Source organism: Acidovorax sp. GW821-FHT10E03 (assembly GCF_059415205.1).
In genome coordinates this window covers 1-12,047 of record NZ_JBWKMU010000002.1, presented here as the reverse complement: position 1 = coordinate 12,047, position 12,047 = coordinate 1, and the positions used below count along the sequence as shown (strand labels likewise).

General features: G+C 61.0%; 12 protein-coding genes. All 12 read left to right on the top strand.

The genetic code is table 11. From position 1 onward, the window contains the following. Nucleotides 1-43: 43 nt before the first annotated feature. The 12 genes from hisS (at nucleotide 44) to AC07OD_RS03245 (ending at nucleotide 11,915) form a co-directional block, all read left to right on the top strand. On the top strand, nucleotides 44-1,309 hold the full coding sequence (gene hisS / locus AC07OD_RS03300) for a histidine--tRNA ligase (RefSeq protein WP_494595583.1): 1,266 nt from the start codon (nucleotides 44-46) through the stop codon (nucleotides 1,307-1,309). A 14-nt stretch (nucleotides 1,310-1,323) separates the two neighbouring features. After that, entirely contained in the window at nucleotides 1,324-2,010 is a 687-nt protein-coding gene (locus AC07OD_RS03295; protein WP_218295355.1) for a YfgM family protein, read from the top strand. 41 nt (nucleotides 2,011-2,051) lie between these two features. After that, complete coding sequence (gene bamB / locus AC07OD_RS03290; protein ID WP_218295794.1) at nucleotides 2,052-3,179, top strand: outer membrane protein assembly factor BamB; 1,128 nt, start codon at nucleotides 2,052-2,054, stop codon at nucleotides 3,177-3,179. A gap of 13 nt (nucleotides 3,180-3,192) precedes the next feature. Next, nucleotides 3,193-4,536 (top strand): ribosome biogenesis GTPase Der, encoded by a 1,344-nt coding sequence (gene der / locus AC07OD_RS03285; RefSeq protein WP_492807135.1) that lies wholly within the window; start codon nucleotides 3,193-3,195, stop codon nucleotides 4,534-4,536. Nucleotides 4,537-4,641: 105 nt separating this feature from the next. Further along, nucleotides 4,642-4,896 carry an RNA chaperone Hfq gene (hfq, locus tag AC07OD_RS03280; protein WP_218295353.1) on the top strand — a complete coding sequence of 85 codons (255 nt, stop codon included), beginning with the start codon at nucleotides 4,642-4,644 and terminating at the stop codon, nucleotides 4,894-4,896. A 69-nt stretch (nucleotides 4,897-4,965) separates the two neighbouring features. Next, nucleotides 4,966-6,135 carry a GTPase HflX gene (gene hflX / locus AC07OD_RS03275; protein WP_494595141.1) on the top strand — a complete coding sequence of 390 codons (1,170 nt, stop codon included), beginning with the start codon at nucleotides 4,966-4,968 and terminating at the stop codon, nucleotides 6,133-6,135. 54 nt (nucleotides 6,136-6,189) lie between these two features. Then, on the top strand, nucleotides 6,190-7,563 hold the full coding sequence (gene hflK, locus AC07OD_RS03270) for an FtsH protease activity modulator HflK (RefSeq protein WP_369642852.1): 1,374 nt from the start codon (nucleotides 6,190-6,192) through the stop codon (nucleotides 7,561-7,563). 9 nt (nucleotides 7,564-7,572) lie between these two features. Beyond that, on the top strand, nucleotides 7,573-8,484 hold the full coding sequence (gene hflC / locus AC07OD_RS03265) for a protease modulator HflC (protein WP_218295350.1): 912 nt from the start codon (nucleotides 7,573-7,575) through the stop codon (nucleotides 8,482-8,484). Between the two features lie 34 nt (nucleotides 8,485-8,518). Next, nucleotides 8,519-8,701: a DUF2065 domain-containing protein gene (locus AC07OD_RS03260; protein ID WP_492253525.1), complete on the top strand. Its 183-nt coding sequence runs from the start codon at nucleotides 8,519-8,521 to the stop codon at nucleotides 8,699-8,701. Between the two features lie 89 nt (nucleotides 8,702-8,790). Then, nucleotides 8,791-9,939, top strand: coding sequence for an ATP phosphoribosyltransferase regulatory subunit (locus AC07OD_RS03255; RefSeq protein ID WP_218295348.1), 1,149 nt, complete (start codon nucleotides 8,791-8,793; stop codon nucleotides 9,937-9,939). A gap of 27 nt (nucleotides 9,940-9,966) precedes the next feature. Further along, the gene (locus AC07OD_RS03250) at nucleotides 9,967-11,343 is read left to right on the top strand and encodes an adenylosuccinate synthase (protein ID WP_218295347.1); all 1,377 of its coding nucleotides are present in this window, start codon (nucleotides 9,967-9,969) and stop codon (nucleotides 11,341-11,343) included. A gap of 47 nt (nucleotides 11,344-11,390) precedes the next feature. Next, nucleotides 11,391-11,915: a phosphoribosyltransferase gene (locus tag AC07OD_RS03245; protein WP_218295346.1), complete on the top strand. Its 525-nt coding sequence runs from the start codon at nucleotides 11,391-11,393 to the stop codon at nucleotides 11,913-11,915. Nucleotides 11,916-12,047 lie beyond the last annotated feature (132 nt).

Below are 12,047 nucleotides of genomic sequence, written 5' to 3'. Positions count from 1 at the left end.
CGCCACCTCGCCCAAGCCGGAAAAGCTGGTGGCCGTGAAAGGCATGAATGACATCCTGCCTCCCGAATCTGCCCGCTGGGAGTGGCTGGAGGCCAAGGTCCGGGGCCTGATGGCGCGCTATGCCTACCGCAATATCCGTACGCCGATCGTCGAGCCCACGCCGCTTTTTGTGCGGGGGCTCGGCGAGGTGACCGATATTGTTGAAAAAGAGATGTACTCGTTCGAGGACCGTCTCAATGGCGAGCACCTGACCCTGCGCCCCGAGGCGACGGCAGGCGTCGTGCGCGCCGTGGCCGAGCATTCCATGCTGTACGACGGGGGCAAGCGCCTGTACTACATGGGGCCCATGTTCCGCCACGAGCGTCCGCAGCGCGGGCGGTATCGCCAGTTCCATCAGATTGGCGCCGAGGCGCTGGGTTTTCCGGGCGCCGAAGTCGACGCGGAACTGATTTTGCTGGCCCAGGCGCTGTGGCGTGAACTGGGGCTTCAGAATGTGCGGTTGGAGCTCAACAGCCTGGGCGAGCCCCATGAACGCAAGGCCCATCGTGCTGCGCTGATCTCGTACCTCGAGCAGCATGCCGATGTGCTGGACGAAGAAGCACGCCGGCGCTTGCACAGCAACCCCCTGCGCATTCTGGATACCAAGAACCCCGCCATGCAGGCCATCGTGGAGGCCGCACCTCGGTTGATCGATTTCCTGGGGCCGGAGTCGCTCGCGCATTTCGACGCAGTGAAGTCCATCCTGAGTGCCAATGGCGTCGCATGGACCGTCAATCCGCGCCTTGTCAGGGGCATGGACTACTACAACCTGACGGTGTTCGAGTTCGTCACTGACCAATTGGGCTCGCAGGGCACGATCTGTGGCGGCGGCCGTTACGACTACCTGATCGGTCAGATTGGCGGCAAGGCTGCGCCAGCGGTGGGCTGGGCGCTGGGGGTTGAGCGTGTGCTCGAACTCCTCAAGGAGCAGGCCAGCGCATTGCCGGCGCTGGCTCCCGATGTGTATGCGGTGATTCCCTCGGCGGCGGCGTTGCCGGTGGCGGTGGCGGCCATCGAGCGCCTGCGGCAGCTCGGCGTCAGTGTGCAGATGCATGCTGCGCCCGCAGGCGGTGAAGGAATGGGCAGCATGAAGTCCCAGTTCAAGAAGGCAGATGCGAGCGGCGCGCTGCATGCACTGGTCTTTGGCGACGATGAGCTCTCCCGAGGGATGGTTGTTGTCAAGTCCTTGCGCGATGGTGTCGGAGCGCAGGCCGAACAACCGCTGGACTCCCTGGTCGAATGGGTGTCCCACCTACAATTCAACCGCTAAACAGAACATATTCCATGGCAAATCACCTAGATCTCGAAGAACAAGAACAGCTTGACCAGCTCAAGCATTTCTGGAACACCTGGGGCACGCTCATCAGTTCGGTACTGATTCTGGTGGCGGGCTCCCTGGTTGCGTGGAACGGATACCAGTATTGGCAAAACCGCCAGGCGAGCCAGGCCGCGGCGCTCTTTGATGCCGTGGATGTGGCTGCCCGGACGGGGGATCAAGCGCGCATGGCGCAGGCGTTTGCCGACCTCAAGGCCAAGTATTCGGGCACTACGCAGGCCAGCCAGGCCGGCCTCGCGCTCGCCAAGACGATGGTGGATGCCGGCAATGCCGATGGCGCGAAAGAAGCGCTGGCCTGGGTGGCCGCCCAGTCAGGGGATGATGGCCTCAAGGCGCTGGCCAGGTTGCGCTTGGCCAGCGTGCTGATGGACCAGAAAAACTACGATGAGGCGCTCAAGCAGGTGTCTGGCAGCACTCCCCTTGAGTTTGAAGCGGTGTTCGCAGATCGCAAGGGTGATATCTATGCCCTGCAGGGCAAGCGCACAGAGGCGATCGCGGAGTATGCGAAGGCATACAAGGCCTTCGAGGAGAGTGTGGAGTATCGGCGCCTCGTGGAAATCAAGCTTGGTGCCCTGGGGGTCTCGCCGCAGGGTATCGCGGTGGCTGTGGCTGCTCCTGTGGAAGGGGTGAAATAACCATGGCGTTCAATCGTGCAAACAACACGCCGGGCGGGCGGATGCTGCTGCGTGGCGTTTCGTCCGCGGTGCTGGTCGCCACGTTGGCCGGGTGTTCGCTGTGGAGTGGCAGCAGCTCCAAACCCGTACCTGCCGATCTGGGGGCCAATGTCGCTGTCCTGGGTGTGCGGCAGGCATGGACAGCGCGCATCGGCAATGTCGGAGGATTTCCGCTGGAGGTCCACTCCGCAGGCAATGTGGTGACCGTGGCATCCGCTGACGGCGTGGTGGCTGCGATCGATGCGCGCACCGGGGGAGACGTATGGCGCACCGCATTGGCCGAGCCCTTGTCCGCGGGTGTGGGAAGCGATGGAAAGTCTGCGGCTGTCGTGTCCCGCAGCAACACGTTGATTGTTCTGGATGCCGGCCGTGAGCGGTGGCGGCAATCCCTGGCTGCGCAGGTATTCACGCCCCCCCTGGTCGCTGGCGGGCGTGTCTTTGTGCTGTCGACGGATCGGTCGCTGGCGGCCTACGATGCTGTGACGGGGCGCAAGCTCTGGAGCCAGCAACGCCCTGGAGACCCCTTGGTCTTGCGGCAAGCCGGCGTGCTCCTGGCTGTGGGAGATACCTTGGTGGCGGGTTTTGCCGGCCGCCTTGTGGGCTTGAACCCGGACAACGGCAGCGTTCGCTGGGAGGCGCCGCTGGCCAGTTCGCGCGGTACCAATGATGTCGAACGCCTGGTGGAACTGGTCGGCCGTACCAGCCGGGTAGGGGACTCCGTCTGTGCACGGGCCTTCCAGTCGGCTGTGGGTTGCGTCAATACGGCCAGAGGCGCGGTGGCCTGGACGCAGCCGGCCAGTGGAGCCGATGGAGTGCACGGCGATGGCGAAGCGCTGTTCGGGGCCGAGAGCAATGGCACGGTGATTGCGTGGCGCCGCAGCGACGGCTCACGCCTGTGGGCGACGGACAGGCTCAAGCACCGCAAACTGACAGCGCCTTTGCTGCTGGGACGCTCGGTGGTGGTCGGGGACGATGCAGGCCTCGTTCATCTGCTTTCCCGTGCGGACGGTTCTCCGCTTAACCGCATTGCCACCGATGCATCCGGCATAGCTGCGGCGCCCGCTGTCGCTGCCGATACGCTGGTGGTGGTCACGCGAAACGGTGGCGTCTACGGATTCCGTCCTGATTGATGGATCTTATTCAATGAAGCCAGTTATCGCCCTCGTCGGGCGTCCGAATGTCGGCAAGTCCACGCTTTTCAACCGTCTGACCAAGTCTCGCGACGCCATCGTGGCGGATTTCGCCGGGCTGACGCGGGACCGGCATTACGGCAATGGCAAGCAAGGCAAGCACGAGTACATCGTCATCGATACGGGGGGCTTCGAGCCTGATGCATCGAGTGGCATCTACAAGGAGATGGCCAAGCAGACGCAGCAGGCCGTTGCCGAGGCCGATGTGGTCATCTTCGTGGTCGATGCACGTGCCGGCGTTTCTGCGCAGGACCATGACATTGCAAACTACCTGCGCCGCCTTGGCAAACCCTGTGTGCTGGTCGCCAACAAGGCGGAGGGCATGCTGGAAGGTGTGCAGCTGGCAGAGTTTTATGAGCTGGGGCTGGGCGAGGTGTATCCCGTGTCCGCGGCGCATGGGCAGGGTATCCGCAGTCTGGTTGATATCGCCCTGGAACCCCTGCAGCTTCCTGAGCCGGACGACTCCGAGGCCGGCTCCGACAAGAGCGTCATCAAGCTTGCCGTCGCAGGGCGGCCCAATGTCGGTAAATCGACGCTGATCAACACCTGGCTTGGCGAGGAGCGCCTTGTCGCGTTTGACATGCCGGGCACGACCCGGGATGCCATCACCGTGCCATTCGAGCGCAATGGCCAACGCTTCGAGCTGGTCGATACGGCGGGGTTGCGCCGCAAGGGCAAGGTGTTTGAGGCGATCGAGAAATTCTCGGTCGTGAAGACTCTCCAGGCCATTGAATCGGCCAACGTGGTTCTGCTGCTGCTGGACGCGACCCAGGGGGTCACGGATCAGGATGCGCACATCGCAGGCTACATCCTTGAAAGCGGCAGGGCCGTGGTCGTGGCTGTCAACAAGTGGGATGCCGTGGACGACTACCAGCGCCAGTTGCTGGAGCGGTCCATCGAGACCCGGCTCGCCTTTCTGAAGTTTGCCTCGATGCATTTCATTTCCGCCAAGAAGCGGCAGGGGCTGGGGCCGCTGTGGACGTCGATCGCCCAGGCGCACAAGGCGGCAACCTGCAAAATGTCCACGCCGGTGCTTACACGCCTGCTCCTGGAGGCTGTGCAGTTCCAAAGTCCCAAGCGGGCAGGCATGTTCCGCCCCAAGATGCGGTATGCACACCAGGGGGGCATGAACCCGCCGGTGATCGTGATCCATGGCAATTCGCTCGAACATGTCACCGATGCCTACAAGCGCTTCCTGGAAGGACGCTTCCGCAAAGAGTTTGATCTGGTGGGCACGCCGCTGCGGATAGAAATGAAAACCTCCCATAATCCTTTTGCCGACAAGGACGAGGCCTGATCCAAAGGCTGGAGCCCTGAAGGGCCATGCACTACCAGCCCGATTTGCCCTTCGGGCTGTGGTAAGGTGCTGGTTTACAACAACATTTTGAACACGGAGAATATCGTGAGCAATAAAGGCCAGCTTTTGCAAGATCCCTTCCTCAACGCGCTGCGTCGGGAGCATGTTCCTGTTTCCATCTATCTGGTGAATGGAATCAAGCTGCAGGGGCAGATCGAGTCATTCGACCAGTATGTGGTGTTGCTGCGCAATACAGTGACCCAGATGGTTTACAAGCACGCTATTTCCACCATCGTGCCAGGTCGCGCCGTCAATTTTTCCACCGCCGACACCCCTGATGCAGATAGCAGCAACGCTTGAGTTGTTGTTTCTGAACCGGTCTTCGCTTCTTGCACGGATGGTGCGAGAAGGCCATCTGATTTGCATGCGATGACATCTTCGCGCGTGGACGGCACCCCGGTGCTGCTGGTGGGGGTGGACTTTGGTTTTCCCCATTTTGATGGCGATCTCGAGGAATTGGGCTTGCTCGCACAGACGGCGGGCATGAACCCGGTTGGCCGCCTGACATGCAAACGCAAGGCCCCGGACGCGGCCTTGTTTGTCGGAAGTGGCAAGGCAGACGAAATTCGCACTGCGGCACAGATGCACGGTGCGGTAGAGGTGCTGTTCGATCAATCGCTCAGCCCGGCCCAGCAACGTAACCTGGAGCGTCACCTTGAGCTTCCCGTCAACGACCGCACGCTGCTGATTCTGGAGATTTTTGCCCAGCGCGCCCGCAGCCATGAGGGCAAGCTTCAGGTGGAGCTTGCGCGACTGCAGTACATCAGCACCCGCCTCGTGCGTCGATGGTCTCACCTGGAGCGTCAGACGGGTGGGATTGGCGCACGTGGTGGCCCTGGCGAGAAGCAGATTGAACTCGACCGCCGGATGATTGGCGACGCCGTCAAGCGCACCCGCGAGCGTCTTGTCAAGGTCAAGCGGCAGCGGTCCACCCAGAGGCGGCAACGGGAGCGGCGCGACACCTTCAATATTTCATTGGTCGGCTACACCAATGCGGGCAAGTCCACCTTGTTCAATGCGTTGGTGAAGGCCCGTGCCTATGCCGCAGACCAACTGTTTGCCACGCTGGACACGACAACGCGCCAACTGTATCTGGGCGATGCAGGACGATCGGTGTCCCTCTCCGATACGGTGGGATTCATTCGCGACCTGCCCCATGGCCTGGTGGATGCATTCCAGGCGACGTTGCAGGAGGCCATTGATGCGGATCTGCTGCTTCATGTGGTGGATGCCTCCAATCCGGGCTTTCCGGAGCAGATGGCGCAGGTCCAGAAGGTGCTGCATGAGATCGGGGCTGCGGATATTCCTCAGATATTGGTGTTCAACAAGCTGGATGCGCTGCAGGCGGAGCAACGTCCCCCGCTTCTGGAGGATCAGTACGATGTGGATGGGCAATTGTTCCAGCGCCTGTTCGTGAGCGCGCGCTCCGGCGAAGGGCTGGACACGCTTCGCCAGGCGCTTGCATCCAGGGTGGTGATTGCGGCTCAAGAAGGCATGACCCCTGGTGCCGCCATTGAATTGCCAGGGTCCGAGCCCTGATTGGGCACAATGCCAGCATTACCGATGCCATCCAGAGAACCAGAGACTTTGCGCATGAATTTCCAAAATCGCACCCTACGCTGGACTTCGCTGCCAGCACGTATTCGGGGCATGTTCAACCTGAACGATCCCCGGTGGGGACGCGGCGAAGACAACAAGTCCGATGATGGCGCACGCCCAGAGGACCGCCCCGCTCCCCCGCCTTCGGGAAACCGGGGGGGTGACCAGCGCCCGGGCAATGGGCAGCCGCCGGATCTCGACGAACTGTGGCGCGACCTGAACCGGAAGCTGGGCGGATTGTTCGGATCCAAGAACGGTGGCGGGCGCGGGCCGGGCAACGGTGGCGGTTCGGGCGGCGGGTTCCAACCCGACATGAAGAGCGCAGGCGTTGGTGTGGGGCTGATCGCCGGGATTGTGTTTGTCATCTGGATGGGGACAGGGTTCTTCATCGTCCAGGAAGGCCAGCAGGCCGTGATCACTCAGTTTGGCAAATACAAGAGTACGGTGGGCGCGGGTTTCAACTGGCGATTGCCATACCCCATCGAGCGCCACGAGCTTGTTTTCGTGACCCAGATTCGCTCCGCCGACGTGGGCCGGGACAGCGTCATCAAGAGCACCGGCCTGCGCGAGTCGGCCATGCTCACCGAAGACGAGAACATCGTCGAGATCAAGTTTGCCGTGCAGTACCGCTTGAGTGATGCACGCGCCTGGCTGTTTGAAAGCAAGAATCCGTCGGATGCAGTGGTACAGGCCGCCGAAACGGCGGTTCGCGAAGTGGTAGGAAAGATGCGCATGGATACGGCCCTGGCCGAAGAGCGTGACCAGATTGCACCGCGGGTCCGTGCGCTCATGCAAACCATTCTTGACCGCTACAAGGTCGGTGTCGAAGTTGTTGGAATCAACCTGCAGCAGGGGGGTGTGCGTCCACCTGAACAGGTGCAGGCGTCGTTTGACGATGTGCTGAAAGCAGGGCAGGAGCGCGAGCGGGCCAAGAACGAAGCGCAGGCATACGCCAATGATGTCATCCCGCGTGCAGTGGGCTCTGCGTCGCGCTTGAATGAGGAGGCGGCAGCTTACAAGGCGCGGATTGTTGCGCAGGCGCAAGGCGATGCGCAACGCTTCTCTTCCATTCTGGCGGAATACCAGAAGTCGCCTCAGGTGACCCGTGACCGCATGTACCTGGAGGCCATGCAGCAGATTTACGGCAATGTGACCAAAGTGCTGGTCGAGTCGCGCCAGGGCTCCAATCTGCTGTATCTGCCCCTGGACAAGATCATGCAAGGCGTGGCGAGCGGAGCAGGGCCTCTGGATGCTCCGGCTGCCGCTGCGCCCGCCCCAGCGGTGGTGCCTGCCGTGCCTTCGTCCACTTTTTCGAATGACCCCCGAGCGCGTGACAGCAGTCGCACACGCGATCGTGAATCTCGCTAGGAGCTGCTCGTGAACAGAGTCGGATTTATTGCATCTACCCTCCTGGTGGTGCTGGCCCTCATGAGCTCCATGCTTTTCGTGGTGGACCAGCGCCAGTTTGGCGTGCTCTACGCGCTGGGGCAGATCAAGGAAGTGATTACCGAGCCGGGCTTGAATTTCAAGCTGCCGCCGCCTTTCCAGAACGTGTCGTATATCGACAAGCGTCTTCTGACGCTGGACAGCAGCGATACAGAACCCATGCTGACGGCTGAAAAACAGCGTGTGGTCATCGACTGGTATGTGCGCTGGCGCATCTCCGAACCCACGGAGTACATCCGCAATGTGGGGTTGGACGAAAGCGCCGGGGCCATGCAGCTCAATCGGGTGGTGCGCAATGCCTTTCAGGAGGAAATCAACAAGCGCACTGTCAAGGAACTGCTGTCTCTCAAACGCGAGGCGCTGATGGCAGATGTCAAGCGCGAAGTGCTCGAGACCGTTCGCGGGGCCAAGCCCTGGGGTGTGGACGTGGTGGATGTGCGCATCACCCGCGTCGACTACGTGGAAGCCATCACGGAATCGGTCTACCGGCGCATGGAGGCTGAGCGTAAGCGTGTCGCCAATGAACTGCGCTCCACAGGGGCGGCTGAGGGCGAAAAAATTCGGGCGGATGCAGATCGTCAGCGTGAGATAGCGATTGCCAATGCCTATCGCGATGCCCAGAAGATCAAGGGTGAAGGCGATGCTGAAGCAGCGCGCATCTACGCCGAGGCTTTTGGCCGGGACCCACAGTTTGCCCAGTTCTACCGCAGCTTGGAGGCATACAAGTCCAGCTTCAACAAGAAGACCGACGTGATGGTCCTCGATCCCTCGTCTTCGGAATTCTTCAAGACTTTCCGAGGCGGAACCTCGGCCACGGCGCCTGCTGCCGCGGCACGCAAGTGAGTTCCCCCGCCCTGGTTGTTGGTAGCTTGCCGCAGTGACTTTTGACAGTCTTTGGACGGCTCTGGCCCTCGTGCTGGTGATTGAAGGGCTATTGCCCTTCCTATCGCCACAGGGCTGGCGGCGTGCGGTCTCCCAGATTGCACTGCTGCAGGATGGCCAGATACGTTTTTTCGCATTGCTGGCCATCGTTGCCGGTGTTGCCATGCTGTGGTTCTGACCTGGGCTTGGAGTCCTGGCGGTGGAGTCTCTCGGGCCTTCGCTCTCCTCCCGGTAGAATCACGGTTTTAACAGCCTCCCCTTTTCTCCATGTCTGCTTGGGTCCTTCCGGATCACATTGCCGATGTCTTGCCGTCCGAAGCGCGGCACATCGAAGAATTGCGTCGCGGGCTGCTTGATACAGCCCGTTGTTATGGCTATGAGCTGGTGATGCCTCCTTTGCTGGAGCATCTCGAATCCTTGCTGACAGGTACTGGCGAGGCGCTCGACCTCCAGACCTTCAAGCTGGTGGATCAGCTCTCCGGGCGTTCCATGGGGCTGCGGGCGGACACCACCCCCCAAGTGGCCCGCATCGATGCGCACCTGCTCAATCGCAAGGGGGTTGCTCGGCTGTGCTATTGCGGCCCCGTACTGCACACCCGGCCTGACCGTCCCCATGCCACACGCGAGCCCCTGCAGTTCGGCGCGGAGATATACGGGCATGCCGGGCTGGAGGCGGACCTCGAGGCTTTGCAGTTGGCCCGGGAGTGCCTGCGGGTTGCGGACGTTCGTGGCACGACGATAGACCTGGGGGACGTGCGGATTGTGCGCAGCCTGCTGGCTGGCGTGCCGCTGAATGCCCAGGTGTTGAGTGCCATCCATGCCGCGCTGGCTGCCAAGGACGCTGGCGAATTGGTGTCTTTGACCCGCGCTTTCCCCGAGAAGTCTCGCAAAGGTTTGCTGGCGCTGCTGCAGCTGTATGGAGATCAGGCTGTGTTGGATGAGGCTGAAAAAGCGCTCAAGCACTTTCCCGACATTCCCCTGCTGCTATCAAATTTGAAATGGCTTGCTACCCGGTTGGAGGGGGCTACCGTGACGTTTGATCTGGCCGATTTGCGTGGCTATGCGTATTACAGCGGTGCACGTTTCGCTATCTATGCACCGGGTGCAAGCGATGCGTTGGTCCGAGGCGGGCGCTATGACGAAGTGGGGGCCGTGTTCGGCAGAAACCGCCCCGCGGCAGGGTTCAGCTTGGATCTCAAGCAAGTGGTCGGCGTAGTGTCGCCGCGTGCGTTGAAGGCGGCGATCCGGGCCCCATGGGAGGAGTCCGATGAGGTCAATGCGGCCATCGCCAAACTCCGCAAGGCGGGTGAGACGGTGGTCTGCGTTCTGCCGGGGCATGAGAGCGAAGTGGACGAGTTCCACTGCGACCGGGAACTGGTGCAGGTTGCGGGCCGGTGGGTCGTGCAGGCTGTTTGAGCAATTGAAAATTGAATTGGGTTTGAGATGAAAGCAACCAAAGGTCGCAATGTAGTGGTGGTCGGGACCCAGTGGGGTGACGAAGGCAAGGGCAAACTGGTTGATTGGCTGACAGAGAGTGCCCAAGGCGTGGTCCGTTTTCAAGGCGGGCACAACGCTGGCCATACGCTGGTGATCAATGGGGTCAAGACTGCGTTGCACTTGATTCCCAGCGGCATCATGCGACCCGGGGTGAAGTGCTACATCGGCAACGGCGTCGTGCTGTCGGCAGCCAAACTGTTCGAGGAAATCGAAGGCCTTGAGAAGGCGGGTGTTGAAGTGCGGTCACGCCTGCGCATCAGCGAGGCCTGTCCCTTGATCCTTCCTTTCCATGCTGCCATTGACGTGGCGCGTGAAGCCGCGCGCGAGCAGGGCGGTACGGAGAAGATTGGAACAACAGGCCGGGGTATTGGTCCCGCGTACGAAGACAAGATTGCCCGCCGCGCACTGCGGGTGCAGGACCTGAAATACCCAGAGCGGTTTGCAGCCAAGCTGCGTGAGTTGCTGGACCTGCACAACCATACCCTCACGACGTACCTCCGCTCCGGCTCGTTCGTGTTTGGTGATGCGCTCAAGCCGTACATCCAGGATGGCAAGGTTCAGTTTGACGTGGTCTATGCAGAGGCGATGCGCCATGCCGAATTGCTCAAGCCCATGATGGCCGATGTGTCACGTGAATTGAACGATGCCCACCGCGAAGGCGCCAATCTCCTGTTCGAAGGTGCACAAGGTACGTTGCTGGATGTGGACCATGGCACCTATCCCTATGTCACCTCCAGCAACTGCGTGGCCGGCAACGCAGCGGCGGGATCCGGCGTGGGGCCTGGCATGCTGCATTACATCCTTGGCATCACCAAAGCGTATTGCACCCGCGTAGGCGGGGGACCATTTCCCACCGAGCTGGACTGGGAAGTGCCAGGTACGCCGGGTTACCACATGAGCACGGTGGGTGCTGAAAAGGGCGTGACTACTGGACGCAGCCGCCGCTGCGGCTGGTTTGATGCCGCATTGCTCAAGCGCAGTGCGCAGGTCAATGGCCTCTCTGGCTTGTGCATCACCAAGCTGGACGTTCTGGATGGCCTCGAAGAACTGTTGCTTTGCACGGGATATGAGCTCGATGGCGAACGCATTGATCTGTTGCCCATGGGGGCTGAAGACATCGCCCGCTGCACCCCTATCTACGAGACATTGCCAGGGTGGAGTGACTCCACCGTTGGTGTGACCGACTATGCCAAGCTCCCGGAAAGTGCCCGGCGCTACCTGGAGCGCATCGAACAGGTGACAGGTGTGCCGATCGACATGATTTCTACTAGTCCGGATCGGGATCACACCATCATGATGCGCCATCCCTATGTCGCTGGCTGATTGCCTTTGACCCTCGCCTCTACAGCTATACATCCAGGAGCCATTTCATGTTGACCGAAGACGGCAAACACCTCTATGTCAGTTATGACGAGTATCACAGCCTCATCGAGAAGCTGGCCCTCAAGGTGCATCAGTCGGGATGGATGTTCGACACGATCCTGTGTCTTGCACGGGGCGGGTTGCGTCCCGGCGATATCCTGAGTCGTATCTTCGACAAGCCCCTGGCCATCATGTCCACCAGCTCCTACCGTGCCGAAGCCGGCACCGTGCAGGGGCATCTGGATATCGCTCGCTTCATCACAACTCCCAAGGGTGAGATCGCTGGTAAGGTGCTGCTGGTCGATGATCTTGCGGACTCCGGCCACACTCTGCATGCCGTGATCAATATGTTGAAGACCAACTATGCTCCGATCACCGAACTGCGCAGTGCGGTGATCTGGACGAAGGGTCTGTCTACGTTCTCTGCGGACTACTCTGTGGAGTTTCTGCCGACAAACCCCTGGATTCATCAACCCTTTGAAGGCTATGACAGCCTGAGCCCCGACAAGTTGCTTGAGAAGTGGCGTGTGTAGAGAGGGCTGCGAATTCTGAAATTTCACGGACTTTCTTCTGCCTCTCTGAAATTGGTGCTATAGTCGAGGGCTTCGCTACTGAGGCGGTGCTGCAGAGATGCGGGGCGCTGGAGGTTCGGGTGATGATGGGGT